Origin of the sequence: Streptomyces sp. 1331.2, assembly GCF_900199205.1 — a bacterium.
Classification (GTDB): Bacteria; Actinomycetota; Actinomycetes; order Streptomycetales; family Streptomycetaceae; genus Kitasatospora.
In genome coordinates, this window is sequence record NZ_OBMJ01000001.1 from 6,389,521 (window position 1) to 6,414,506 (window position 24,986).

The following is a 24,986-nucleotide window of genomic DNA, read 5'->3' on the forward strand; positions in this document are numbered from 1 at the left end:
GGAAGAACGCCATGCCCGGGACGACCCTGACCCAGCCCACCGTCAGGACAGTGACCACCCTCGCGGACGATCGACAGCTGATCTACTACGACCGCGGCACCGCTACCCCCCGCACCGCCGTCGACCAGCGCCCCCTCGACGCGCAGGCACCCGGTTCCCGGATCCGGCTCGACCCCGCCACCGGCGACTGGGTCACCATCGCCGCCCACCGGCAGGCCCGCACCTACCAGCCCCCGGCCGAGGAATGCCCGCTCTGCCCGTCCCGCGACGGCCGGCTCAGCGAGATCCCCGCCGAGGACTACCAGGTCGCCGTCTTCGAGAACCGCTTCCCCTCGCTGGCCGGCCCGCCCGCCACGCGCACCGGGGAAGCCGCCACGCTCACCGGGGAGGCCGCCGGCCTCTGGACCAGCGGGCCCGGTGCCGGCCGCTGCGAGGTGGTCTGCTTCACCGCCGACCACGACGCCTCCTTCGCCGACCTCACCCCCGAACGGGCCCGCCTCGTCCTGGACGCCTGGACCGACCGCACCGCCGAACTCTCCGCCCTGCCCGGCGTCGAGCAGGTCTACTGCTTCGAGAACCGGGGCGCCGAGATCGGCGTCACCCTCGCCCACCCGCACGGCCAGATCTACGCCTTCCCCTTCACCACCCCGCGCACCGCCCGGATGGCCGCCCGCGCCACCGAACACCGCGCCGCCACCGGCCGCAACCTCTTCGAGGGCCTCCTCGCCGCCGAACGCGCCCACGGCGAAAGGATCGTGCTCGCCGGCGAACACTGGACGGCCTTCGTCCCCTTCGCCGCCCGCTGGCCGTACGAGGTCCACCTCCATCCGCACCGCAGGGTGCCCGACCTGACCGCCCTGGACGAAGCGCAGCGCGCCGAGTTCCCCACCCTCTACCTGGACTTGCTGCGCCGCTTCGACCGGCTCTTCGGCCCCGCCGGCCGCACCCCGTACATCTCCGCCTGGCACCAGGCGCCCGCCGGACACCGGGACGAACTCGCCCTGCACCTGCAGCTGTTCACCATCCGGCGCGCCGCCGACAAGCTCAAGTACCTGGCCGGCGTGGAATCCGGCATGGACGCCTTCGTCAACGACATCACCCCCGAGGACGCGGCCCGCCGGCTGCGGGAGGCCGCCGCATGAACACCTTCTCCGAGTCGCCCCGGTCCGCCGAGCCCGCCGAGTCCGCCGAGCTCGCCGTGGCCTCCGGTTTCACCGAGCTCTACGGCCGTCCGTACGACGGGGAGTGGGCCGCCCCCGGCCGGGTGAACCTGATCGGTGAACACACCGACTACAACCTGGGATTCGTGCTGCCGATCGCCCTGCCGCAGACCGTCCGCGCCCAGGCGGCCCGGCGCGAGGACGGGCTGCTGCGGCTCTGGTCCGCCCAGGGCCGGGAGCTGGAAGTGCTCCGGGTCGAGGAGTTGGCTCCGGGCACGGTCCCCGGCTGGGCCGGCTACCCGGCCGGCGTGGTCTGGGCGCTGCGCGAAGCCGGACACCGGGTCGGCGGCGCGGACATCCGCCTGGACAGCGACGTCCCCAGCGGCGCCGGGCTCTCCTCCTCCGCGGCCCTGGAGTGCGTCGTCGCCGCCGCGTACAACGACCTGTACGAACTGGGCCGCACCGCACCGGAACTCGCCCTGCTCGCGCAGCGCGCCGAGAACGCCTTCGTCGGCGTGCCGTGCGGAATCATGGACCAGATGGCCTCGATGTGCTGCCGCCCGGGCGCCGCCCTGTTCCTGGACAGCCGTGACCTGACGTCTCGTCAGGTACCGGTCGACCTCGCGGGCGCGGGCCTCGCGCTGCTCGTCCTGGACACCCGGGTGAAGCACGACCTCGGAGACGGCGCGTACGCCGCCCTGCGGGCCGGCTGCGAACGGGCGGCCGCGCTGCTCGGGCTGCCCGCACTCCGCTCGCTGGACCTCTCCGGGCTTGCCGCCGCCCTGGACCGACTCCCCACGGAGCTACGCCCCTTGGTGCGCCACGTCGTCACCGAGAACGCACGCGTCGAGGCCGCCGTCGCCCACCTGGACGCCGGCGACCTCCCCGCGCTCGGCCCGATCCTCACCGCCGGCCACGCCTCGCTGCGCGACGACTTCCGGGTCTCCTGCCCGGAGACCGACCTGGCCGTCGAAGCCGCCGTCGCCGCCGGGGCCCACGGCGCGCGGATGACCGGCGGCGGCTTCGGCGGCTCCGTCATCGCCCTGGTCGACGCCGCCGAGGCCGAACACGTCGCCGCCGAGGTCACCGCCGCGTTCCGCACCGCCGGCTACGCCAAGCCGCGCACCCTCACCGCCGTCCCGGCCGAGGGGGCGCGCCGGATCGGCTGATCACACCGCTCGGCATCCGCCGGCCACGCTGCTCGGAATCCGGCTCGGAATCCGGCTCGAAGTCCGCTGATCACGCCCGATGGGCCTCCGGGCGCTCCGGGGACGCCTCCGCGAGCGCCCGGGTCACGGCCGCCACCCCGGCGCGCAGCCCGTACACCGGGGTGGCCGGCTGCTGGCGCCAGGACTCGTCGATCCCGCCCGCGTCCACCGTGTCGAAGCCCAACTCGTCCACCAGCGCCCGCACCACCCGCTTGGCCGCCTCGTCGTCCCCCGCCACCGGCACGGCGAGCCGCGCCGGGTCTCCCGCCGGCAGCGGGCGGTCCAACAGGTCCTGCGCGTAGGTGCCGTTGAACACCTTCACCACCGGGTGCCCGAGGTGCTGCTCCGTCCAGCGGCTCTCGGTGAGGCCGCCGTCCTCGATCGCGTCGATCCGCCCGTCCCGCTCCTTCGGGTAGTAGTTGCCGGTGTCGATCACGGCCACGCCCTCCGCGGCCTCGTCGAACAGCCCGGCGGGCAGGTCCGGCACGTTCTTCAGCGGGACGGTCACCACCACGACCTGCGCGCCGCGCGCCGCCTCGGAGACCGTCACCGCCTTCGCGCCGGTCTCCTCCACCAGGGCCTTGAGCGTCTCCGGGCCACGCGAGTTGGCCACCGAGACCTCGTGCCCCAGCGCCGTCAGCCGGCGGGTCAGGTTGCCGCCGATGTTGCCCGCGCCGATGATGCCGATCTTCATGTGAAAGCCCCTCGTCTGCGAGTGCTGCTGCAAATGGCTCGTCGCCAAATGGCTCGTCGCCTTGGCCCAACCACACCCGGAGCGCATCGATTCCCGCCGCAGGGCGGTCCTCCCGAACGCAGGATGGTCCTCCCGGACCCAGGGTCGAGGCAGGCCTGGTACCGCCCCGGCGCGCGCCGCGAAGGTGGGGCGCATGAACACGCACCACGCGCCCTCCTCCGACCGCACCGTCCTCATCACCGGCGGCACCAGCGGCATGGGCCTCGCCACCGCCCACTGCCTCCTCGCCGCCGGCACCCGGGTCGTCATCACCGGCCGCGACGACACCCGCCTTGCCCACGCCGCCCGGCAGCTCGACGCCGGCGACCGACTGCTCACCGTCCGCGCCGACGCCGCCCTCCCCGCCGACCTCGTCCGCCTCGCCGAAACCGTGCGCGAGCGGTACGGCAAACTCGACGGCGTCTTCGCCAACGCCGGCGTGGCGAGCTTCCAGCCGCTGGAGGCGGTCACCGAGGCCGAGTTCGACCGGACCGTGGGCGTCAACCTCAAGGGCGTCCTCTTCACCGTCCGGCACACCCTGCCCCTGCTGGACGCCGCCGGCGGCGGATCCGTCGTCCTCAACGCCTCCTGGACCCCGCACCGGGGCCTGCCCGGCGCCGCCGTCTACGCGGCCACCAAGGCGGCCGTCCTCAGCCTCGCCCGCACCCTCGGCGCCGAACTCGCCGGGCGCGGCATCCGGGTCAACTCCGTCAGCCCCGGCTACATCGTCACCGAGATGTTCCACGCCGCCATCCCGGACCCGGCCGACCACGAACCGATCCGCGCCGGCGTCCCGCTCGGCCGCCTCGGCACGGCGCAGGACGTCGCCGAGACCGTGGCCTTCCTGCTCTCCGAGCGGGCCGCCTACATCACCGGACAGGACCTCGCCATCGACGGCGGGCTCGTCCCGGCCTTCCCCTCCCTCACCGGCTGAACCTCCACACCTCCCCGTGCACTCGTGCCTGGTCCTGCCAGGACCAGGCACGAACACACCCCTTCGGGTGAGAATCCCCTCCGTGAACCCGAGCAGCGCCCTGAGCGAATTCCTCCGCACCCGCCGAGCCCGGCTGCAGCCCGAGGACGTCGACCTCCCCGACTACGGCGGCCGCCGCCGCGTGGCCGGCCTGCGCCGCGAGGAACTCGCCCACCTCGCCGGCGTCAGCGTCGACTACTACACCCGCCTCGAACAGGGCCGCGTCGGCAACCCCTCCGAAACCGTCCTCGACGCCGTCGCCCGCGCCCTGCGCCTCGCCCCCGACGAATCCGGCCACCTCCACCGCCTCGCCCGCCCCGCAGACCGCCCCCGCCGCCGCCCCACCACCCGCCAGCAGCCCCGTCCCTCCCTGCTGCGCCTGCTCGACCGACTCGACCACACCCCGGCCGTGGTGATGGGCCACCGCATGGACATCCTCGCCTGGAACCGCGCCGCCACCGCCCTGTTCGGCGACTACGGCGCCCTGCCCCTCGAAGAACGCAACATCGCCCGCATCACCTTCCTCGACCCCGCCTCACGCGACCTCTACGGTGACTGGGCCGACTGCGCACGCGAGAACGTCGCCTTCCTCCACCTGGAGGCGGGCCGCCGCCCCGACGACCCCCTGCTCGCCGAACTCGTCGGCCAACTCTGCATCACCAGCCCGGAGTTCCAGCACTTCTGGGCCGAACACCCGGTCGCCGACAAGACCTCGGGACGCAAACTCTTCCACCACCCCCTGGCCGGCCCCATCGACCTCGCCTACGACACCCTCCGCCCCGCCGACGACCCCGGCCAAGCCCTCATCACCTACACCGCAGACCCCGGAACCCCCTCCGACGACGCCCTCCGCCTGCTGCTGTCCTGGTCCGCCTCGCGCTGACCACCGGCCTCAGCGGCGCCCGCGCTGCTGAGGCCGCTGCGACGGGGCCGGCGCCCCCGGCTCGATCGCCAACCGCACGGAGGTCTCCCGGAGGGCGACCGTGGTCGGATGGTCGGGCCCGAAGACGCGCACGTGGTCGGCCAGGGCCGCCCGCATCAGACGCTGCGCATCCGCCCGCCGCCCGGCGATCCGGTACAGGGTGGCGAGACAACCCCGGGCCATCACGAGGTACGGGTGATCACGACCGAGGCGGCGCTCGGTCTTGGTCCCGACCTGCTCCAGGACCGTGATCGCCTCGTTGAGCCGCCCGGTGTCGCGGTAACCGGCGGAGAGGTTGATCCGGGTGACGACGGTGTCCTGGTGGTGCGGGCCCAACAGGCGCAGACGGTCGGCGAGCGTCTGCTCCTCGATGGCGACGGCTTCGTGGACCCGGCCCGTCACCCGGTAGCAGCCGGCGATGTTCGAGCGAGCGGTGTGGGTGTCGGGGTGGTCGGGGCCGAGGATGCGTTCGCGGTCGGCGAGGACGCGCTCGTGGAGCTGCGTGGCTGCGGCGGTGCGCCCCGCGTACCAGTAGCAGTTCGCGAGGTGGGACCGGACGGTCAGGGTGTCGGGGTGGTCCGGGCCGAGGAGGCGGGTGCGGTCGGCGAGGACGCGCTTGTTCAGTTCGATGGCCTCACGGGTACGGGCGGCATCCAGGTAGGCGATGGCGAGTTGGGCACGGATGTTGACACTCTTGGGGTGGTCCGGGCCGAGGATGCGTTCGGCATCCGTGTCGAGCAGTTCCAACAGGGAGATGGCCTCCCCGGTGCGCCCCACCTCGGTGTAGGAGGCGGCGAGGTTGGCACGGGCCGTGAGGGTCCGCGGGTGGTCGCTGCCGAGGGTGCGCTCGGTGTCGGCAAGGACCTTCTCCTCGATGTCGATCACCTTGTTGACGAGCCCGCCCTTGGAGTAGGAGATGGCCAGTTCGGAGCGGGCGAGCAGCGTGTCGGGGTGGTCCGGTGCCAGCAGGCGCTCGCGGGCGGCGAGCACGCGTTCACGCAGCCGGATGGCCTCCTCGGTGCGTCCGGCCTCCTGGTAGGCCCCGGCCAGGTTGGCGCAGGTGGTGAGGGCATTGCGGCTGTCCGGGCCGAGGAGACGTTCGAAGTCGGCGAGCACACGCTCGCCGAGGGAGATGGCCTCTGCCGTGCGTCCCGTTTCCCGGTAACAGGCAGCGAGGTTGGCCCGGGGCAGCAGCGTGGTGGGGTGGTCGGAGCCGAGGACGCGTTCGTGATCGGCGACGACGACTTCCAGGAGGCCGAGGGCCTCGTTGTAGCGACCTTCGGAGTGGTAGCCGGCCGCGAGGCTGTTGCGGGCGGCGAGGGTGTCGCGGTGGTGGGCGCCGGCGACGCGCTCGCAGCAGGAGGCCAACTGCTCCCAGTGCCGGAGGGCGGCCGTGTGGAGACCCGCCGCGAGGAAGCTGATGCCGAGCTGGTGGAGCAGGGGGTGGGATCCGCCGGCAGGGTCCAGCAGTTCGTCCCCCGCGTGTTCGGCCAGCACGGCACCGTTGCCGCGGAGTACGGCCGCGAGCTCCCGGTCGGTGTGCTCCTCCTCGGGCCACAGCTCGATCAGGGCGTCGGCGGCCGTCCGGTGCGGGCGCTCGTCCTCGGGCGTGGCGTCGCGCGCGGCCCGGGCGGTGAGGGCGTGGACGGTCACCTCCCGGTGCGGGGCCTCGGTCAGGGTGACCAGGTTGTACGCGTGCAGGACGGCGAGGGCGTCCCGGGCATCGTCCGCCTCGACCGGTGTGCCGGCCGCGGCGCTGAGCCGGCCCAGTACGGACTCGGTCGCCCAGAGGTCCTGCGGGTGGCCCGCCGGGTCGAGCAGCGCGACGAGCCGCAGGGCGGGCAGGGCGAGCCCGACCGGATCCTCCTGCTGAGCGGCGTCCACCGAGAGCAGCAGGGCCGTCGCCACCGGGCCCCGGTAGCCGTCGGCGCCGGATCGTGCGGGCAGCACCTGATCGAGCGTGCGACTGCGGTTGCGGAGGAGTTCGAGGTAACGGCCGCTGCTGCGCCGCGTGTTGATCATGTAGGCGGCGGCGTGGGCCAGCGCCAGCGGGAGACGGCCGAGGGCGTCGGCGAGTTCGACGGCGTGCTCGTCGAGGAGGTGGGCGCAGCCGGCGCGGTCCATCCGCTCCCGCAGGTAGGCGGCGGACTCGGCGGGGGAGTACGTGCTGACGTCCACCAGGGCCCGGTCGCTGCCGGTGCTCGCGGCGCCCCGGTGCCGGGTGGTGGCGATGACCCGCCCGCGGCCGCTCTGGGAGGCGGTCGGCCACAGGTCCTCGGGGGTCGCGTCGGTGGTGTTGTCGAGGACGATCAGCCAGGACCGCCCGGTGGCCGCGAGCCAGTCCAGGAACCGCTCCGCGTCCCGTTCGACGTCCGCGACTGCGCCGCTCGCCCCCGGCACCCGCACCAGCGCGGCGGCCCTCGCGTAGGCGTCGGTGACGGCGGCGGGCTCGGCGGCGTTCACCCACGCCACCAACTCGGTCCCCGCAGCGAGGGCTTCCCGTGCGTAGTGGGCGGCCAGCTGGGACTTCCCGACGCCTCCGCCGCCCGCCAGCACCTGGCTGAGCACGACCGTGCCGTACTGCTCCCGGGCCGCGTCGATCGCCTGCCGCAGTTCCGCGCGCGGCTGGAAGGCGCTCGCCCTGGGCGGGATCCGCCCGACCACCACCGGCCACTGCGTACCGGCCGGAGCCGGCGGCAGGTTGACGGTCATCTCGCCCGCCTGGAAGGTGTTGCCGTTGACCGTACTGTTGTCGATGCCGTTCCTGACCAGCCGGCCCTGCTGTTCCTGCACCTGTGCGCCCCCACCACCCGGCGTGTCGAATGGCCTCCATTATGGAACCGCCGGACAACTCGGAGGCTCTGCCGTAGCGTCCCTCCACGTGACCCTCGACCAGGCCTACGTGAACCAGATCTTCCTGCCGGCCACCTATGCCGGCGGCGTCCCGTACGGGATCTTCCGGGAGTTACGGGCGACGGCGCCGGTGTGGTGGGTGGAGGAGCCGGCGGTGGGGGAGTGGCCGTCCGGGCCCGGCTATTGGGCGGTGTTGTGGCACGGTGATGTGAAGCACGTACTGCGCAATCCGGCCGTGTTCTCCTCGCAGTCGGGGGCGACGCAGATCCGGGATCCGGATTCGGCCGCGGACCTGGAGTTCGCGCGGGCGATGATGCTCAACCAGGATCCGCCGGACCACTCGCGGCTGCGCCGGATCGTCGCGGGGGCGTTCACGCCGCGTGCGCTGGGGGAGTTGGCGGCGGGCATCGAGCGGCATGCCGCGGACGCGGTCCGGGAGGTACGGGCGCGGGGGGAGGCGGACTTCGTCGGGCTGGTCGCGGATCTGCCGGTGCGGACGCTGGCCTGGATCATGGGAGTGCCGGAGCAGGACCGGCAGTTGCTGCAGGACTGGGCGAACCGGGTGATCGGCTACCAGGACGCCGACTACGCCCACTCCGGCACAGCCGGCCCGGCCGGCCTCAGCGACATCGGCCGGGCGGCGCTCGCCCACCGACCCACCGCCCGGACCACCGCGGACGGCCGTCCGGTGAATCCGCGCTCGCGGGCCGCCCTCGCCGACATGTTCGCCTACGCCCACGCGCTCGCCGAACGGCCGCGCCCCGGCAGCATGTTGGCCCGGATGCGGGAGGGCGGCCTGGACACCGCGGAGTTCGAGACGATGTTCTTCCTCTTCGCGGTCGCCGGCAACGAGACGGTGCGCAACGCCCTGCCGGGCGGCGTGCTTGCGCTGCTCAGCCATCCCGAGCAGTACCGACTGCTGTGCGAGCGGCCGGAGTTGGTGCCTTCGGCGGTGGAGGAGATGTTGCGCTACTGGCCGCCCGTGGTGGACTTCCGGCGGACCGCCGCCCAGGACGTGGAGTTGGGCGGCCGGCTGATCCGCCGGGGGGAGAAGGTGGTGGTCTACCACGCCTCCGCCAATCGGGACGAGACCGTGTTCCCGGACCCGGACCGTTTCGACGTGACGCGGACCCCGAACGACCACGTCAGCTTCGGCTTCGGCCCGCACTTCTGCGTCGGCGCCCAGCTGGCGCGCCTGCAGATGACGGCGATGCTCCGCCGGGTCCTCGCCGAACTGCCGGGGCTGGCCCTGGTTCCCGGCGCGGCGCCCGACCGCCTGGTGTCGAACTTCCAGAACGGCCTCAAGCACCTGCACGTCCGCTGGCGGCCGCGCAGCTGACCCGTCAATCCGCGGGCGCGGCATCCCCGGCGGGCAGGTTCCCGCAGAGGTCCGTACGGACCCGGCGGCGGATCCGTTCGACGGCGGCGGAGCGGGCGAAGGCGTCCGAGACGTCGGTCAGCCAGCCGACCTCGGCCGCCAGGTCGCACGGGTCCGGGTGCGGGGCGGGGCTGACGGCGGGAACCCGGAAGCGGCGGCCGGCCGCGGCGGCCTCGATGGCTGCGGCGATGACGGCGGCCTCGACGGTCGCGGCCCGCGGGGGGCCGGCCGGCAGGCCCGCGCAGGCCGCGGCGGCCCAGTCCGGCACCTGCGGGTGGACGTGCGCCCGCAGCGCGAGCCGGCCGTCGTGGATCTCGATGACCCGGCGGTAGAGCGCGAACTCGGCGTTGCGCAGCGGGACGGAGAGCATCCCGCCGGGTGTGCCGGCGTCGAGCGCGATCTGCGGGTGGGCGGCGTGCAGGGCCGACCAGAGCGGTCCGATCCTGCGGTAGCTGCGCCAGGCGCGCAGCCGCCGCGCGGGCCCGGCGAGCCGGGCGCCCCAGCCGGGCAGGGTGGCGCCGCCGATGCCGAGCGCGGACGAGAGCAGGGCGAAGGGAACCGACCAGGACGCCTCGGCGGTCGCCCGGTGGCCGGTCCTGAGTGCGACGACCAGCGGGAACAGGCCGAGTGCCGACCACACGAAGGCCGAGACGCCGCCCGCCACGACCACCCGCAGGCCGGTCCTGAGCAGGCCGGGCCCGACGTGCCGGGCGGACCGGTGGACGACCACCGTGAACAGGCCCACGCAGGCGAGGCTGTGCGCGGTGAAGAGGGCGTTGTAGACGGTGAGCGCGGCCCGTCCGCTGTCGGACACGGTGAACTCGCCGTCGCCGGCCCGTACTCCGGCCGCCAGGTACGCCGCCGCGGCGGTCACCATCACCGTGAGCGAGAGGGCGCTCTGGCGGCGCGCCCACTGCCGGGCCCGGTCTCCCGGCCGCACCGAGTGCGCCATGAGGGCGAGGAAGTACGCGGCGGCGAGCTTCGCCTCTCCGCCGAGCAGGGGGAGCAGGTCGGTCAGCGGCGGCCGGACCGCCTGGGAGGCCGAGCGCGAGAGGAGGACCAGGGACAGGCCGACGCTGAGTCCGAGGCCGATCAGGTACCGGGCCCCGGCATCCGCCCGGTGTCCCCAGATCAGCCGGATCCGGTGGCCCGCGCTGAGGAGGGCGACCGCGCCGGCCAGGTAGGCCACGAGCTCGGTCACCGGGGGCCGCGCCCGGGGGCGGCCACGGGTCTTGTCGGTGCCGCACGGTCTGCCACGGAGCTCCCGGCCGCGGGGGCGTTCCCTGCCGCCGGAGCGTTCCCCGCTGCGGTGGCGCCGAAGACGGAACCGAGCCGGGCGGCGGTCTCCGAGGCCTCCGGACCACCGGCGGCGGCCGAGGGTGCCCGCTCCTGCCGGGCCGCCCGGTGGAGCACCAGGGACGCGAACAGTTCTGCCTCGCGTTCCTCGGTCTCGGTGTACCCCGTCCTGCCGAGCACCCGTCTGATCAGCTCGCCCGACAGGCTCGGCAGCAGGGTTTCGGCGGTCGCCCCGGCGAGCCCGTCCGGCCCGCCGCGGTGGCCGCAGAGCAGGTGCCCGACCTCGTGCAGCACGATGTGCCGCTGGTGCAGGGGGTGGTGTCGCGGGGGTAGCCGATGTAGTCCGCCCGGTCGGTGCTCACCAGCAGCCCGCAGGGCCCGGAGGTGGGGGGCCAGGCCAGCGGCAGGAGTTCCACCGGCCGTCCGAGCCGGGCCGACAGGTCGGCCGCGAGGGCGTCCGGGTCGAAGGTCTCCCGGACGGGCAGGGTGGCCGCGATGCTGCGACATCGCCGCCACAGCTCCCGCTGCTGTCGGCCACCGACCGTGCGCTGCCAGCCAACAACCACGAGCGCTGCCCCCTCGTCCGCCGGATCCGCCGTCCGGTCCGCTGTTGATCGCTAGATCGTAGAGGGGCGCGGCACGCCGGCGGAATCAGTCAGAACGCTGGGATCTGGCCTCTCTGCGTGCGATCGCCTCGATCATGTCGCTGATCGTGCCGAGCCCTTCGGGCGACAGCGTGACGGCCCGCAGCGCGACCTCGCGCACCCCGGCGTCGCGGAGCGCGCCGAGCAGCGCCAGCTCCTCCGCGATCTGCTCGCTCAGCCCGTCGTCGAAGAAGTACGCGGGCGGGACCTGGAAGAACTGTGCCAGCGCTTCGAGATGACGCTTGGTCGGGTTGTCCCGCCGCCCGGTGCGCAGCTGCCACAGGTAGGTGGCCGAAAAGCTCTCCCCGCTGGCCTCCCGGCAGGCCCGCGCGACCTCTTCGTTGCTGTACGGCTCGTGGCTGGGCCGGCGGATGGTCTGGAACAGCCGGTCGATCCGTTCGGCGAGCGTCGGTGCGGGTGCGCCCGGCTCGGGTGCCACTGCGCCTCCTCGGTCGGAATGTCGTGGACGGCCATCGTAGTGCGCCGGACGGGGCGGTGACGGCGGGCCCGGTCCGGCCCGGAAGCTTCGGCGACGTCCACGGCGACGTCCACGGCGATGACCACGGCGATGACCACGGCGACGCCCGCGGGGTGTCCTCGCGCGGCCTGGGCGTTCCGCGCATTCCATTGACATGCATTTCAGTTGAGATAGATTCCTCCGCATCAGCTGAGATGAATGACCCCCCGTCCTTCGTCCCGGTTGTGTCCGCGTTCCACCGACAGAAGGGAAGCACCATGCACGAGAGCGCCTGGATCAAGCCGGAGATCGCCCCGGTCGACTTCGACGCGGAGATGGGCTGCGCCTGCGCCTGCGGCGCCCTGGCCGGTTCCGGCAGCGGCCAGTCCGACTCCTGACCGCCGGCCGGCCGGGTCCGCCACCGGCCGAGGCCTGAACGCCGGGGTCCGCCACCGGCCGAGGCCTGAACGCCGGGGTCCGCAGCCGGCCGAGGCCTGAACGCCGGGGTCCGCCGCCGGCTGCTCCGCCATCAGAACACCAGGTGGTGCCCGGGGCTCCTGCTCGGGCACCACCCCTCACTCACTGGCGAGGTCAAGGATGAAGCTGCTGGACCTGTGGGACGACCTCCTCGTCCCCGACGACCTGGTGTACTTCGCGAACGACGGGGACCGGTTGGTCACCAACCCCGAGCTGGCGGCCTGGTGCATCCTCTCCGAGCTGGAGACCCGGGTGCTCCAGGCGCTGGCCCGCCGCCGGCCCCGGCCCGCGCCGGCCACCGAGGACACCGACGCGGCGGAACGGGCCCTGGCCAAGCTGGTGCTCAACTGGCTGGTCTACCTCCCCGGCAGACGGCCCGCGATCCGCGAGCCCGAGCCGCCGCTGACCACCGTGTACTACGCCATCACGGACGGCTGCAACCTGCGCTGCCCCTACTGCTACGCCTCCTCCGAGAAGGCGCTGCCCGGGGAGCTCGACACCGCCGAGTCGCTCGATCTGGTCGACCAGATCGCCGACATGAAGGTCGGGCACCTGATCTTCACCGGCGGCGAGCCGATGCTGCGCAAGGACCTGTTCCAGATCGCCCGCCACGCGCGGGACCGCGGGCTGGCCGTCAACATGATCACCAACGGGACGGTCATCCGCCGCCCGGAGACCGCCCGGCAGATCGCCGAGCTCTTCAACCTGGTCACCGTCAGCGTCGACGGCGGCACCGCGGAGATGCACGAACGCACCCGCGGGAAGGGCACGTTCGCCCGCACCGCCAACGGACTGCGGCTGCTGAACGAAGCCGGTGTCGTGCCGGTGATCAACCACGTGGTCACCCCGGAGAACGTCGACCTGCTCGACCGGCTCGCCGAGTTCGTCGGCGGCCTCGACATCGCCCGGGTACGGCTGATGAACCACTCCGACCTCGGCCGGGCCGCGACCGACGGCTACGACTTCGGCTGGGGCGAGTACCAGAAGATCCTCGACTTCATGTGGACCAACCCGCTCACCAAGAACCTGCTGCCGGAGGGCCCGAAGGCGAGCAAGCCCTGCTCGATCAGGGGCAACTGCGGCATGGGCGGCAACGAGATCTACATCAACTCGCTGGGCAACGTGTACCCCTGCAAGCTCGTCACCGAGAAGCAGCACCTGGCCGGCAACGTCCGCCGCAAGCCGCTCGCGGAGATCTTCGCGGCGCCCGTCCTCGCCGACCTGCGGCGCAACAGCGTCTACGCGGGCGAGAACCTCCAGGACTGCCGCCGCTGCTACATCCGGGGCGCCTGCGGCGGCGGCTGCCGCGCGTACCACATGGCGGAGACCGGGGACATCCACCGCAACGGCCGCCACCTCTGCCGGATCCTGCGCCGGTCCATGATCGCCAGCATCTGGGAGTCCACCGGCGTCCCCGGAGCACGGCTGAAGGCCGAGCAGGAAACGATGATGACCCCCCGGCTGGTCCTGGACGACTCCGTCCACCCCGTGCACGACGACTGGAAGACCGCAGAGCGCCGCCTGCTGCCGCTCGCCAACTGAGAGGACCGACCGATGCGTTACCGGATCGACCCCGAGGTCGTGTGGACCCCCTCCGACGGCGAAGTGCGGCTCTACTCCGCCCGGATCGGCGAGTTCCAGACCCTCAACAGCACTGCCGCCGAGATCTGGATCCTGCTCTCCGAGGACCGCTCGGCGGAGGATGCCACCGCCGAACTCATCCGGCGGTACGGCGCCACCAGCCCCGCGCAGCAGGCACTGATCACCCGTGACATCCAGGAGTTCGTGGGCCGGCTGGTCGCGGAGGGGCTGGTCCAGGAGGAGTCCGGTGCGGCACACGCCTGAGGGACCGTCGGAGGCGATCGTGCTGCGCGCCGTGCTCGCCGCCGCCGGGAGGGCGAGACTGCGGACCCGCGGCGAGAGCATGCTGCCGGCCATCGTGCCGGGGACGGTCGTCACCGTGGAAGCCCTGCCGCTGCCCCGGGTCGTCCCGGGCGACGTGGTCGCCGCCGCCGTCGGCGCACGGATCATCGTGCACCGGGTGGTGGCGACCGCCCCGGACGTCCTGCTGACCGCGGGCGACAACCTTCCGCTGCTCGACCCCGTGGTGGGGCCGGACGGCTACCTGGGCGTGGTGCCCGAGTACCGCGCCGCGGTGCCGCCGCGGCAGCCCGACCTCTCGGCGCTCGGGCCGCCTCCGCGCGACCACCACCGCGACCACCAGCACGACGACGGCCCGGGCCGTACCCGGCTGTTGGTCCCCGGCCCGGTGGCCGGACACCGGTCGACGGGCCTGGACGTCCGACAGTGCGAGCGCCCCGAGCGCCCCGAGCGCCCCGGGTGCCTCGCCGGGCCGGTGATCGGGATCTCCCCGTTCGGCGCCCTGCCGCCCGAGGCGCTGGACACCGTGCTGCGCGCCGCCGGAGGGCGCGACCTCACCCTCCTGGTGGGGTACTCCTTCGGCTACCCGCAGGCGGCCGACGGCGGACGGCCGCTGCTGCCGCCCGACAGCGCCGACCTGCACGTCCGCTTCGGCAGCCCGCTCGACCCGCCCGGCCTGGCCGCCACGCTGGACTTCGCGGCCGACCGCGTCCGCGCCCTGCGGCCCACCCCGCCTGCCGTCGCCCCGCCTGCCGTCGCCCGGCCGGCCGCGACCACGCCGCCGGTCGCCGCCCCGCCGGTCGCCGCCGCGCTGGCCTCGGCCGCCCGGACCGCCGCTGCCGCGCTGGCCGCCGCCACCCCGCTGACCGACACCCACGGAGGGTGCCCCCGATGACCGCCGCCGTACACGCCGAGAACCTCGTCAAGCGGTACGAGGGCATGCAGCGCAACGCCGTCGACGGACTCTCCTTCAGCATCGAACCGGGGGAGGTCGTCGGACTCCTCGGACCGAACGGCGCGGGGAAGACCACGCTCACCAAGCTGCTCTGCGGCGCCGCCGTCCCCACCGGGGGCCGGATCACCGTGTTCGGTGCCGGGCCCTCGGCGCACGGCGGGCGGGCCAAGCTCGACATCGGGGTCGTCCACCAGTCCGCGCCCTTCGACATGATGCTGACCGTCCTGGACAACCTGCGGATCGCCGCCGTCCTCAAGGGCGTTCGCTGGCGCAACGCCCGACCGGCCTGCTACGAACTGCTCGACGCCCTCGGCCTCAAGGACGCGCTCTCCCAGCTGGTCTTCACCCTCTCCGGCGGAGAGAAGCGCCGGCTCCAGGTCGTCCGGGCCCTGCTCGGCCGCCCCCGGCTGCTGCTGCTCGACGAACCCTCCGCCGGACTGGACGTCAGCGGCCGCCGCCGGATCTGGGAACTGCTGCGCGAACTGCGGGAGCAGGACGGCACGACCGTGCTGTGGACCAGCCACTACGTCGAGGAACTGGAGCGCAACTGCGCCCGGGTGCTGATCGTCGACCGTGGCCGACTGCTGGAGCACGGCTCACCGGCGGACCTCGCCGAGCGCTTCGGCCACCAGACGGCCCTGGTGCGGCCCGTCGATCCGGAGGACTCGGCGCGCCTGGCCGGCCTGGCCGAACAGGCCGGACTCAGGGCCGTCGCCGCGGACGGCGCGGTGCGGATCACCGGGCGCGGGGTCCGCGACCTGCTGCCGGGTGTCATGGCCCGGCTCGGTTCGCCGGAGGGCCGGAGCGCCCCGGTGGAGTTCCGCACACCGTCGCTGGAAGACGCCTTCCTGGAGCTCGTGGAGAACCGCCGTGACCGTTGAGATCCCTGAGACCGCCGAGACCGCCGAGACCCCTGACGCTGCTGCGACCACCAAGGACGCTCCCGCCACCGCCGTAGCACGGCAGGCCGAGGCGGGGCGGAGGACCTGGCAGCACGACGTCCTCGCGGTGCTCTACCGGGAGTACTGCCTGCTCACCCGCAACCGGACCAACCTGCTCCTCGCCATCACCCCCAGCGCCGTCTACCTGCTGCTGTTCGCCACCTCGCTGTCGCGGCTGATCGGCGACGTCCGGTACCAGGGGCGGCCCTTCGGCTACGCCGAGTTCACCGTCCCGGCCCTGCTGCTCTCCTCGATGCTGGCCGCGGCGACCACGGCCGGTGCCTCGCTGTTCCAGGAGCGGATGGGGAACATGGACGTCGAGCTGTGGTCGTACCCGCTGCGGCGCGGCAGCTACATCACGGCCAAACTCACGGCCGGAGCCGTGCTCGTCCTGGCCCAGACCCTGGCGGCGCTGGCCCTGGCCGGTGTCCTGTTCTCCTTCCGCTGGCCGGCCGACCACTGGGCGGCGCTGCTGCTGGCGACCGTGCTGGCCTCGGTCGCCTTCAACGGTCTCTACCTCCTGCTGGCGACGGCCTTCAAGGACTTCCAGCGGTTCACGGTCACCATCAACGTCCTGGCGCCCGTCCTGCTCTTCGCCGCCCCGTCGTTCTACCCGGTGGAACAGATGGCCCCGCTGCTGCGCTGGCTGTCCTGGGCCGACCCGGTCACCTACGGCATCCGCTGCCTGCGGGACGCGGCCCTGTTCGGGTTCGGGACGGCCTGGCCGTGGATGCTGGTGCTGGCCGGCATCGCGCTGGCCACCGGTGCGCTGATCACCCGTTCGATGGTGCGGCAGGCCCGCCGCCTCTGACTCCGGCCCCCGCGGTCAGCCCGCGCAGCGCGGGCAGAGCCCCCGGTAGGTGACCTCGGCCTGCGAGACGGTGAATCCGAAGCGCTGCTCCGCCGGGAGGTCGGCGAGCGGGTTGCCGAGCGGGTGGACGTCCCGGATGGCGCCGCAGCCGGTGCAGATCAGGTGCTGGTGCGGGCGGTGGGCGTTGGGGTCGTAGCGCTTGGCGCGGCCGTCGGTGGAGACCTCGATGACCTCGCCGAGCGTGACCAGCTCGCCGAGGGTGTTGTAGACCGTCGCCCGGGAGATCTCCGGGAGGCGCTCGGCCGCCCGGGCGTGCACCTCGTCCGCGGTCAGGTGCACGTGCTCGCCGTCCAGGACCTCGGCCACGACACGCCGCTGGGACGTGAGGCGCCAGCCGCGCCCGCGCAGCCGCTCCAGCAGGTCACTCATATCGGTTCACCTATTCAGGTCAAGGGGAAGACCGGAGTTTACCAATACACATCCTGAGGTATCCGGATCCCGATCGGATATGGGTTTGGTGTCTTTCTTGACTTGGATTCGGTCCATCGTAGGATCGGCTCCGGCGCTAGCCTAGGTACCAGCACGACATGCCGTAGGTAGCACAGAAGACACCGTGATCCGCCTTGTGAGGGAAGGATTCCCATGTCTGACATCCACGATGCAACTGGCGTAGAGGCGAAGGCGGAGGGCTGCCCGGTGAACCACGGGCGTGCGCCGCACCCCACCCAGGGCGGCGGGAACCGCCAGTGGTGGCCGGAACGGCTCAACCTGAAGATCCTTGCCAAGAACCCCGCCGTGGCCAATCCGCTCGGTGCGGACTTCGACTACGCGGCGGCCTTCAGCGCGCTCGACCTCCCCGCCGTCAAGCGGGACATCCAGGAGGTCCTCACCAGCTCCCAGGACTGGTGGCCGGCCGACTACGGCAACTACGGCCCGTTCATGATCCGGATGGCCTGGCACAGTGCCGGCACCTACCGGATCAGCGACGGCCGCGGCGGCGCCGGCGGCGGCCAGCAGCGCTTCGCCCCGCTGAACAGCTGGCCCGACAACGCCAGCCTGGACAAGGCCCGCCGCCTGCTGTGGCCGGTGAAGAAGAAGTACGGCCGCAGCCTCTCCTGGGCCGACCTGATGATCCTCGCCGGCAACGTCGCCCTGGAGGGCATGGGCTTCCGGACCTTCGGGTTCGGCGGCGGCCGGGTCGACGAGTGGGAGCCCGACGAGGACGTCTACTGGGGCCCGGAGACCACCTGGCTCGGCGACGAGCGCTACACCGGCGACCGCGAGCTGGAGAACCCGCTCGCCGCCGTCCAGATGGGCCTCATCTACGTCAACCCCGAGGGCCCCAACGGCAACCCGGACCCGATCGCCGCCGCCCGCGACATCCGCGAGACCTTCTACCGGATGGCGATGAACGACGAGGAGACCGTCGCGCTGATCGCCGGCGGCCACACGTTCGGCAAGACCCACGGCGCCGGCCCGGCCGACAACGTCGGCCCGGACCCGGAGGCCGCCCCGATCGAGCAGCAGGGCCTCGGCTGGAAGAGCGCCTTCGGCACCGGCGTCGGTGTCGACGCGATCACCAGCGGCCTGGAGGGCGCCTGGACGCCCACCCCGGTCACCTGGGACAACAGCTTCTTCGAGACCCTGTTCGGCTACGAGTGGGAGCTCACCAAGAGCCCGGCCGGTGCCCACCAGTGGAAGCCGAAGGACGGCGCCGGCGAGGGCACCGTCCCGGACGCCCACGACCCGAGCAAGCGGCACGTCCCGATCATGCTGACCACCGACCTGTCGCTGCGGTTCGACCCGGTCTACGAGCCGATCTCCCGGCGCTTCCTGGAGAACCCGGACCAGTTCGCGGACGCCTTCGCCCGCGCCTGGTACAAGCTCACCCACCGCGACATGGGCCCGGTCGTCCGCTACCTCGGCCCCGAGGTCCCGAGCGAGCACCTTCTCTGGCAGGACCCGCTGCCGCAGGCCTCCTACCAGCAGGTCGAGGCGGCCGACGTCGCCGACCTCAAGCGGCGGATCAGCGCCACCGGCCTGTCGGTGGCCGAACTGGTCTCCACCGCCTGGGCGGCGGCCTCCTCCTTCCGCTCCAGCGACAAGCGCGGCGGCGCCAACGGCGGCCGCATCCGGCTGCAGCCGCAGATCGGCTGGGAGGTCAACGAGCCCGACCGGCTCGCCTCGGTGCTGCGCACCCTGGAGGGCGTGCAGAAGGACTTCAACGCGCAGGGCGGTGGCAAGCAGGTCTCGCTGGCCGACCTCGTGGTGCTGGCCGGCGGCGTCGGCGTCGAGCAGGCGGCCAAGGCGGCCGGCCTCGCCGTCGAGGTGCCGTTCGCGCCCGGCCGGGTGGACGCCTCGCAGGAGCAGACCGACACCGAGTCCTTCGCCGCGCTGGAGCCGAAGGCCGACGGCTTCCGCAACTGGGTCGGCAAGGGCAACCGGCTGCCGGCCGAGTACCTGCTGCTCGACAAGGCGAACCTGCTGGGCCTGAGCGCCCCCGAGCTGACCGTCCTGGTCGGCGGCCTGCGCGTGCTCGGCGCCAACCACGGCGGGTCCACGCACGGCGTGCTCACCGCGACCCCCGGCGTGCTGACGAACGACTTCTTCGTCAACCTGCTGGACCTGGACACCCGTTGGGCGCCCACCTCGGAGGACTCGCACACCTTCGAGGCGCGGGACGCCGCCGGCAAGGTCACCTGGACCGGCACCCGGGCCGACCTGGTCTTCGGCTCCAACGCCGAACTGCGGGCCGTCGCCGAGGTGTACGCGAGCGACGACGCCAAGGAGAAGTTCGTGACGGACTTCGTCGCGGCCTGGGTCAAGGTCATGAACGCGGACCGCTTCGACCTGGTCTGATCCGTATCTGCTGGTGAGAGCGGGAGCCCGGGGGCGTCAACCCCCGGGCTCCCGCCAGTCGTCACGGCACCTGAGGGGTGGACCCCACGCTGACCAGCCCGGTCTCGTACGCCGCGACCACCACCTGGGCCCGGTCCCGCAGGCCCAGCTTGCCGAGGATCCGGGCCACGTGCGTCTTCACGGTCGCCTCGGACAGCCCCAGCCGGGCGGCGAGTTCGGCGTTGCTGAGCCCGCGGGCGAGCAACGCCATCACCTCCAGCTCGCGCGGGGTGAGCGTGCCCAGCTCGCGGTGCGGCGCCGCCGCCGAGGGCGCGTCCGGGCGGGCGAAGCGCTCGACCAGGCGGCGGGTGATGGCGGGCGCGAGCAGCGCGTCCCCGGTGCGGACCAGCCGGACGGCGGCGGCCAGGTGCTCCGGCGTGACGTCCTTCAGCAGGAAGCCGCTCGCCCCGGCGGCCATCGCCGCGTAGACGTAGTGGTCGAGGTCGAAGGTGGTCAGCATGATGATCCGCGGCCGCTGCGGCTGCGGCTGCGACGGCGGCGGCGGCGACGGCGACTGCGCCTGCGGCGTCGGGTCGGCGGCGAGGATCCGGCGGGCCGCCTCCAGCCCGTCCAGACCGGGCATCCGGATGTCCATCAGGACGACGTCCGGCACCGTCCGGCGGACGGCGGCGACGGCCTGCTCGCCGTCCTCCGCCTCGGCGACCACCTCGATTCCCTCGGACTCCAGGATCAGCCGGAACCCGGTGCGGACCAGGGCCTGGTCGTCGGCGACCACCACCCGCACGGGCTGCGCGTTCATGAACTCTCCAGCGGTATCAGGGCCGTGACGCGGTAGCCGCCGCGCGGCCGGGGGCCGGTCTGCAGGGTGCCGCCGTAGACGGCCAGGCGCTCGCGCAGGCCGAGCAGCCCGCGTCCGTCGCCGGTGGCGGCGGCGCCGGTGGGGCGCCCGCCGGTGTCGGTGACGTCCACCCGCAGGTGGTCCGGGGCGTACTCGACGGTCACCGCGGCGTCGGCGCCGCCCGCGTGCTTGACGGTGTTGGTGAGCGCCTCCTGGACGACCCGGTAGGCGGCCAGCTCGACCCCCGGCGGCACGGCCCGGCGTTCACCGCGGACGCTCAGTTCGACCGGCAGTCCGGCCCGCCGCACGCCCTCGACCAGCGCGTCCAGCCGGCCGAGGCCGGGCTGCGGACTGAGGTCGGCCCCGCCGGCCGGGTCCTCGCCGCTCTCCGAGTCGATGGTCAACAGGCCCATGACGTGCCGCAGTTCGGTCATCGCCGCGCGCCCGCCGGACTCCACCGCGGCCATCGCCTCGCGGGCCTTGTCCGGGGCGGTGTCCAGGATCTTGCGGGCGGCCCCGGCCTGGATCGTCATCATGCTCACGTTGTGGGTCACGACGTCGTGCAGCTCCCGGGCGATGCGGGCCCGTTCGAGCTCCACCGCGCGGTCGAGCGCGGCCAGCTGCTCCCGCTCCAGGGCGGAGAGCCGCTCGCGGCCCTCGTCCACCCGGCGGCGCCACATCCGCAGCTCGTAGGCGACCGCGAACACCGGCACCAGGACCAGCACGGCGATCACCCCGTTGGGGAAGTGCGGCAGCTTCGCCTCGGTGAACAGCAGCACCAGCGCGGCGGTCGCGGCCGGCAGGCTCAGCAGTACGGCCCGCGGCCGCCGCCCGTACGCGGCCGCGCTGTACGCGGCGACGACCACCGCCACGCCGGCCCCGTACGCGATGTCCTGCGACAGGTGCCGGACCAGCAGCGCGGCCGGCAGCACCGTCCACAGCACCGCCAGCGGGTGGCGGCGGCGCAGCGCCAGCGGCAGCGGGACGAGCGGGACGAGCGGCAACAGCCCGTGCGGGGCGGAAGTGTCGAGGGTGTCGGCGAGGGTGGCGTAGCGGCCGCAGACGAAGGCCAGGAGAAGGGCCAATGCCAGGTCGAAGGCCTGGCCGCGCCGGGTCGGCCGGGACGGGGGAGCGGCGTCGGGCCCCGCGCCCGGCCGGGTCGCCGCCGCGCGAAGCCGACGCACCGTCGGATGGTTGATCACCGGGACATTGTGGGGCCCAGCCGCCCGGCGGGACAGCCCGCGGGCGGCGGCGGCCGGTACACCCGGCGACTACCTCGGAAGGATGACGCCGACGGCCGTCCTCCCGGCGCGGTACGGAAGTTGCCGCGGGCGGCGGACGCCGGGGCACGCGGCCCGTCCGTACCGTCGTGCCGTCCACCAGACGGGGGCGGTCGGGAACGGCCGACGAGGCGCGAGGAGCGGGGATGAGCATCGCGGGGATCGACAGCGCGGGAACGAACGGCGCGGGGACGGGCGGAGAACCGGTGGTCGAGCTGAGCGGGGTGAGCCGCCGCTACGAGGGCGCCCGGGCGGCGCTGGACGGGGTGACGCTGAGCGTGCGGACGGGGGAGTCGGTGGCCGTGCTCGGCCCTTCCGGCAGCGGGAAGTCCACACTGCTGAACCTGGTGGCCGGGCTGGACCGGCCGAGCGAGGGGACGGTCACCGTGGCCGGGGTGCGGGTGGACCGGCTCGGTGAGGCGGGCTCGGCCCGCTACCGGCGCGGCACGATCGGCATGGTGTTCCAGTTCTTCAACCTGCTGGACGACCTCACCGTGGTCGACAACGTGGTGCTGGCGGGGGAGTTGGCCGGAGCCCCGCGCGCCGAGGCCCGGCGGCGGGCCGCCGAGCTGCTGGCGGCGCTCGGCATCGACCGGCACGCCCGTGCCCACCCCGGCCGGCTCTCCGGCGGCGAGCGTCAACGTGTAGCCGTGGCACGGGCGTTGATGAACCGGCCGACATTGCTGCTGGCCGACGAGCCGACCGGTGCGCTGGACTCGGCCTCCGGCGAGGACGTCAAGGAGCTGTTCCGGGAGCTGCACCGGGACGGCCAGACCGTCCTGATCGTCACCCACGACCTGCGGCTGGCCGAGGACTGCGCCACCCGCACGGTCCGGATGCGGGACGGCCGGATCGAGGCGGACTCGGCGGTGGCGGCATGACCTCGCTCGGAAGCGTGGTACGGGCAGGCGTCCGCAGGCGCCGGACGCAGTCGGTCGCGATCGGGCTGGCCGCGCTGGTGGCCACCACCTGTTCCGTCCTCGGCGGGTCGCTCCTGGTCGCCTCCCGGGCGCCCTTCGACCAGGCCTTCGCCCGGCAGCACGGCGCACACCTGACGGCGCGCTACGACGGCACCCGGGCGAGCGCCGACCGGCTCGCCGCCACCGCGCACCTCCCGGGCGTGACGGCGGCCGCCGGACCGTTCCGGACCGTCACCGTCGACCCGGAGCCGGGCCCGGGCTCGGACGCCCCGGCCGGGGTGACCATGGCGCCGATGACCGTCACCGGGCGCGTACCGGCCGCCGATGGCGTCGACGCCGTCGAACTGCTGCGGGGGAGCTGGCCGGCCCACCCGGACGAGGTGGTGCTCGACTCCGGCTACCACGACCAGGAGGTGGGGGTCGGCGGCGCCCTGCGCCTGCCCGGTCTGCCGGGAGCGCCGACGCTGAAGGTCGTCGGCTCCGCCCGGTCCGTCAGCCGTACCTCCGACGCCTGGGTGACGCCCGACGCCATCGACGCCCTCACCGCGCCCGGGAGCACCCCCGGCTACCGGATGCTCTACCGCTTCGCCCGGGCCGGCAGCGCCGACGAGGTGGCCGCCGACCGGGCCGCCCTGGCCGCCGCCGTCCCGGCCGACGCGCTGACCGGTGTCCAGTCCTGGCTCACCGCCGAGCAGGGTTCGGACCGCAACACCGCGCTGTTCCTGCCCTTCCTGGTCGCCTTCGGACTGCTCGGCATCGCGCTGTCGGTCCTGGTCACCGGGACCGTCGTGGCCGGCGCGGTCGGCACCGCGACCCGGCGGATCGGCGTGCTCAAGGCGCTCGGGTGCACCCCCGCCCAGGTGATGCGGGCGTACGTCGCCCAGGCGCTGATCCCGGCCACCGCCGGCACCCTGCTCGGCGTGCTCGTCGGTAACCTGCTGACCGTCCCCGTGCTCGCCACCACCGGGCAGCTCTACGGCACCAGCAGTTCCGGCCTCGCACCCTGGGTGGACGTCGCGGTGGCCGGCGGCACGCCGGCCGCCGTCGCCCTGGTCGCGTGGGCGGCCGCCGCCCGCGCCGGACGGCTGCGCACCGTGGACGCGCTGGCCGTCGGCCGCACGGCCGGCACCACCCGGCGGGACGCCCTCGCCGCCCGCGCCGCCGCCCTGGCCGCCCGGCTGCCGCTGCCCCGGCCGCTGAGCCTCGGCCTCGCCCAGCCCTTCGCCCGCCCGGCCCGGGCCGCCGGCATGTTCGCGGCGGTGCTGTTCGGCACGGCGGCGGCGGTCTTCGCGGTCGGCATCGGCGGGACGATGACCTGGGCGCAGGAGGCCAAGGCCCACCGGGCCGGGGACGTCGTGGTGCACCCGGCGCGCCCGGACGGCCCGCCCCCGGCGGGCCCCGCGGCCGGGCCCGACCGGGCCGACCGGGCCGACCGGGCCGAGGTGACCGCCGCGCTGGACGCGCAGCCGGGCACCGCCGCGTACTTCGGCACCGGCACCGAGGAGGTCACCGTCCCCGGAGTGTCCGGGAGCACCACGGTGACCGCCTTCGACGGCGACTCCTCCTGGGCGGGCTACCGGATGGTCTCCGGGCGCTGGTACCGGGGCCCGGGCGAGGCCGTCGCCCCCGCCACCTTCCTGACCGAAGCCTCGATCGCGGTCGGTGACCGGGTGACCTTCACCAGCCACGGGCAGGAGGTCACCGTCCGGATCGTCGGCGAGGTCTTCGACCCGCACGTGCAGACCAATGAACTCCTCACCGACGCCGCCGGCTACCCGCCCGGCACGGCCCCGCGGCCGGACTCCTGGACCGTCAGGCTGAAGCCCGGCACCGACCGCACCGGCTACACCGCCGCCCTCGGTGCCGCGCTCGCCCCGGCACACCTGATCGCCCGGTCCGCCGAGCCGCAGGGCAGCAGCGGCACGATCCTCGCGCTGCGGTCGCTCACCGCGACGCTGACCGGGCTGCTGGTGGCGGTCGCCGGGCTGGGGGTGCTCAACACCGTCGTCCTGGAGATCCGCGAGCGGCGGCGGGACACCGGCGTCGCCAAGGCGATCGGCATGACCCCGGCGCAGTCGGTCGGCGTGGTGCTCGCCTCCGTCCTGCTGGTCGGTGCGGCCGGCGGCGCGGCCGGACTGCCGGTGGGGGTGCTGCTGCACCGGGCGACGGTGCCCGCGATGGGCCGGGCCGCAGGGCTGCACTTCCCCGCCCCGGCGGTGGACGTCCTCGGCACCCCGGCGCTGGTGTTGCTCGGGCTCGGCGGGGTGCTGATCGCGGTCCTCGGCGCGCTCCTCCCGGCCGTACGGGCGGCGCGCTCGCGGACGGTGGACGCCCTGCGGGCGGAGTGACGGCGGAGTGAGGGCGGGGGCTGCGGCGCGGGGGTTCCGCGCGGGGCCGGAC

Annotated in this window: 22 protein-coding genes; 14 read left to right on the forward strand and 8 right to left on the reverse strand. The window is 74.0% G+C overall.

The window, feature by feature from the left end:
* Positions 1-11: 11 nt before the first annotated feature.
* Both galT and galK read left to right on the forward strand, forming a co-directional pair.
* Positions 12-1,142, forward strand: a complete 1,131-nt coding sequence (gene galT / locus CRP52_RS27850) for a galactose-1-phosphate uridylyltransferase (RefSeq protein WP_097238900.1) — start codon at positions 12-14, stop codon at positions 1,140-1,142.
* Complete coding sequence (galK, locus tag CRP52_RS27855; RefSeq protein ID WP_097238901.1) at positions 1,139-2,329, forward strand: galactokinase; 1,191 nt, start codon at positions 1,139-1,141, stop codon at positions 2,327-2,329. Before galT ends, galK begins: the two co-directional genes overlap by 4 nt.
* A 70-nt stretch (positions 2,330-2,399) precedes the next feature.
* On the opposite strand, the gene CRP52_RS27860 is transcribed toward galK, so the two are convergent.
* The gene (locus tag CRP52_RS27860; RefSeq protein WP_306458893.1) at positions 2,400-3,371 is read right to left on the reverse strand and encodes an NADPH-dependent F420 reductase; all 972 of its coding nucleotides are present in this window, start codon (positions 3,369-3,371) and stop codon (positions 2,400-2,402) included.
* On the opposite strand from CRP52_RS27860, the gene CRP52_RS27865 reads away from it, so the two are divergent.
* Both CRP52_RS27865 and CRP52_RS27870 read left to right on the forward strand, forming a co-directional pair.
* Positions 3,256-4,035, forward strand: coding sequence for an SDR family NAD(P)-dependent oxidoreductase (locus CRP52_RS27865; RefSeq protein WP_097238903.1), 780 nt, complete (start codon positions 3,256-3,258; stop codon positions 4,033-4,035). The genes CRP52_RS27860 and CRP52_RS27865 overlap by 116 nt on opposite strands.
* Before the next feature lie 82 nt (positions 4,036-4,117).
* Positions 4,118-4,957: a helix-turn-helix transcriptional regulator gene (locus CRP52_RS27870; RefSeq protein WP_097238904.1), complete on the forward strand. Its 840-nt coding sequence runs from the start codon at positions 4,118-4,120 to the stop codon at positions 4,955-4,957.
* A gap of 9 nt (positions 4,958-4,966) precedes the next feature.
* On the opposite strand, the gene CRP52_RS27875 is transcribed toward CRP52_RS27870, so the two are convergent.
* Positions 4,967-7,789 carry a tetratricopeptide repeat protein gene (locus tag CRP52_RS27875; RefSeq protein WP_143685838.1) on the reverse strand — a complete coding sequence of 941 codons (2,823 nt, stop codon included), beginning with the start codon at positions 7,787-7,789 and terminating at the stop codon, positions 4,967-4,969.
* An 88-nt stretch (positions 7,790-7,877) separates the two neighbouring features.
* Between CRP52_RS27875 and CRP52_RS27880 the strand changes: the two genes are divergently transcribed.
* The gene (locus tag CRP52_RS27880; protein WP_257032885.1) at positions 7,878-9,188 is read left to right on the forward strand and encodes a cytochrome P450; all 1,311 of its coding nucleotides are present in this window, start codon (positions 7,878-7,880) and stop codon (positions 9,186-9,188) included.
* A gap of 4 nt (positions 9,189-9,192) precedes the next feature.
* Here CRP52_RS27880 and CRP52_RS27885 read toward each other — a convergent pair whose 3' ends face one another.
* The 3 genes from CRP52_RS27885 to CRP52_RS27895 form a co-directional block, all read right to left on the reverse strand.
* Positions 9,193-10,428, reverse strand: coding sequence for an MAB_1171c family putative transporter (locus CRP52_RS27885; RefSeq protein ID WP_097238907.1), 1,236 nt, complete (start codon positions 10,426-10,428; stop codon positions 9,193-9,195).
* Positions 10,425-10,817: a hypothetical protein gene (locus CRP52_RS38525; RefSeq protein WP_179852940.1), complete on the reverse strand. Its 393-nt coding sequence runs from the start codon at positions 10,815-10,817 to the stop codon at positions 10,425-10,427. The genes CRP52_RS27885 and CRP52_RS38525 overlap by 4 nt, the downstream gene beginning before the upstream one ends.
* 357 nt (positions 10,818-11,174) lie before the next feature.
* Positions 11,175-11,606 (reverse strand): helix-turn-helix domain-containing protein, encoded by a 432-nt coding sequence (locus CRP52_RS27895; RefSeq protein WP_097238908.1) that lies wholly within the window; start codon positions 11,604-11,606, stop codon positions 11,175-11,177.
* A 296-nt stretch (positions 11,607-11,902) separates the two neighbouring features.
* Between CRP52_RS27895 and stsA the strand changes: the two genes are divergently transcribed.
* The 6 genes from stsA to CRP52_RS27920 all read left to right on the forward strand — a co-directional run bounded on the left by stsA (position 11,903) and on the right by CRP52_RS27920 (position 16,689).
* On the forward strand, positions 11,903-12,022 hold the full coding sequence (gene stsA, locus CRP52_RS40900) for a StsA family sactipeptide RiPP (RefSeq protein WP_373560528.1): 120 nt from the start codon (positions 11,903-11,905) through the stop codon (positions 12,020-12,022).
* A gap of 199 nt (positions 12,023-12,221) precedes the next feature.
* Entirely contained in the window at positions 12,222-13,643 is a 1,422-nt protein-coding gene (stsB, locus tag CRP52_RS27900; protein WP_097238909.1) for a StsB family radical SAM/SPASM domain sactipeptide maturase, read from the forward strand.
* A 12-nt stretch (positions 13,644-13,655) separates the two neighbouring features.
* A complete protein-coding gene (locus tag CRP52_RS27905; RefSeq protein WP_097238910.1) occupies positions 13,656-13,946 on the forward strand; it encodes a PqqD family protein in 291 nt (96 codons plus the stop codon).
* Positions 13,930-14,877, forward strand: coding sequence for a S24/S26 family peptidase (locus CRP52_RS27910; protein WP_097238911.1), 948 nt, complete (start codon positions 13,930-13,932; stop codon positions 14,875-14,877). Before CRP52_RS27905 ends, CRP52_RS27910 begins: the two co-directional genes overlap by 17 nt.
* Positions 14,874-15,818, forward strand: coding sequence for an ABC transporter ATP-binding protein (locus tag CRP52_RS27915; protein ID WP_097238912.1), 945 nt, complete (start codon positions 14,874-14,876; stop codon positions 15,816-15,818). The genes CRP52_RS27910 and CRP52_RS27915 overlap by 4 nt, the downstream gene beginning before the upstream one ends.
* Positions 15,808-16,689, forward strand: a complete 882-nt coding sequence (locus CRP52_RS27920) for an ABC transporter permease (protein WP_257032886.1) — start codon at positions 15,808-15,810, stop codon at positions 16,687-16,689. Before CRP52_RS27915 ends, CRP52_RS27920 begins: the two co-directional genes overlap by 11 nt.
* Positions 16,690-16,704: 15 nt before the next feature.
* Here CRP52_RS27920 and CRP52_RS27925 read toward each other — a convergent pair whose 3' ends face one another.
* The gene (locus tag CRP52_RS27925; RefSeq protein WP_097238913.1) at positions 16,705-17,118 is read right to left on the reverse strand and encodes a Fur family transcriptional regulator; all 414 of its coding nucleotides are present in this window, start codon (positions 17,116-17,118) and stop codon (positions 16,705-16,707) included.
* Between the two features lie 213 nt (positions 17,119-17,331).
* Here CRP52_RS27925 and katG point away from each other — a divergent pair, with 213 nt between their 5' ends.
* Positions 17,332-19,548 (forward strand): catalase/peroxidase HPI, encoded by a 2,217-nt coding sequence (katG, locus tag CRP52_RS27930; protein WP_097238914.1) that lies wholly within the window; start codon positions 17,332-17,334, stop codon positions 19,546-19,548.
* A 61-nt stretch (positions 19,549-19,609) separates the two neighbouring features.
* On the opposite strand, the gene CRP52_RS27935 is transcribed toward katG, so the two are convergent.
* Together CRP52_RS27935 and CRP52_RS27940 are read right to left on the reverse strand one after the other, a co-directional pair.
* The gene (locus tag CRP52_RS27935; RefSeq protein WP_097238915.1) at positions 19,610-20,347 is read right to left on the reverse strand and encodes a response regulator; all 738 of its coding nucleotides are present in this window, start codon (positions 20,345-20,347) and stop codon (positions 19,610-19,612) included.
* A complete protein-coding gene (locus CRP52_RS27940) occupies positions 20,344-21,588 on the reverse strand; it encodes a sensor histidine kinase (protein ID WP_097238916.1) in 1,245 nt (414 codons plus the stop codon). Before CRP52_RS27940 ends, CRP52_RS27935 begins: the two co-directional genes overlap by 4 nt.
* Positions 21,589-21,812: 224 nt before the next feature.
* On the opposite strand from CRP52_RS27940, the gene CRP52_RS27945 reads away from it, so the two are divergent.
* A complete protein-coding gene (locus tag CRP52_RS27945) occupies positions 21,813-22,547 on the forward strand; it encodes an ABC transporter ATP-binding protein (RefSeq protein WP_097238917.1) in 735 nt (244 codons plus the stop codon).
* Positions 22,544-24,934, forward strand: coding sequence for an ABC transporter permease (locus tag CRP52_RS27950; RefSeq protein ID WP_097238918.1), 2,391 nt, complete (start codon positions 22,544-22,546; stop codon positions 24,932-24,934). Before CRP52_RS27945 ends, CRP52_RS27950 begins: the two co-directional genes overlap by 4 nt.
* Positions 24,935-24,986: the final 52 nt, after the last annotated feature.

Coding starts and splice junctions, on each gene's coding strand:
- galT (WP_097238900.1), top strand. CDS start 12: ATGCCCGGGACGACCCTGACCCAGCCCACCGTCAGGACAGTGACCACC.
- galK (WP_097238901.1), top strand. CDS start 1,139: ATGAACACCTTCTCCGAGTCGCCCCGGTCCGCCGAGCCCGCCGAGTCC.
- CRP52_RS27865 (WP_097238903.1), top strand. CDS start 3,256: ATGAACACGCACCACGCGCCCTCCTCCGACCGCACCGTCCTCATCACC.
- CRP52_RS27860 (WP_306458893.1), bottom strand. CDS start 3,371: ATGACGACCCGGGTGCCGGCGGCGAGGAGGCAGTGGGCGGTGGCGAGG.
- stsA (WP_373560528.1), top strand. CDS start 11,903: ATGCACGAGAGCGCCTGGATCAAGCCGGAGATCGCCCCGGTCGACTTC.
- stsB (WP_097238909.1), top strand. CDS start 12,222: ATGAAGCTGCTGGACCTGTGGGACGACCTCCTCGTCCCCGACGACCTG.
- CRP52_RS27905 (WP_097238910.1), top strand. CDS start 13,656: ATGCGTTACCGGATCGACCCCGAGGTCGTGTGGACCCCCTCCGACGGC.
- CRP52_RS27915 (WP_097238912.1), top strand. CDS start 14,874: ATGACCGCCGCCGTACACGCCGAGAACCTCGTCAAGCGGTACGAGGGC.
- CRP52_RS27925 (WP_097238913.1), bottom strand. CDS start 17,118: ATGAGTGACCTGCTGGAGCGGCTGCGCGGGCGCGGCTGGCGCCTCACG.
- katG (WP_097238914.1), top strand. CDS start 17,332: ATGTCTGACATCCACGATGCAACTGGCGTAGAGGCGAAGGCGGAGGGC.
- CRP52_RS27935 (WP_097238915.1), bottom strand. CDS start 20,347: ATGAACGCGCAGCCCGTGCGGGTGGTGGTCGCCGACGACCAGGCCCTG.
- CRP52_RS27945 (WP_097238917.1), top strand. CDS start 21,813: ATGAGCATCGCGGGGATCGACAGCGCGGGAACGAACGGCGCGGGGACG.
- CRP52_RS27950 (WP_097238918.1), top strand. CDS start 22,544: ATGACCTCGCTCGGAAGCGTGGTACGGGCAGGCGTCCGCAGGCGCCGG.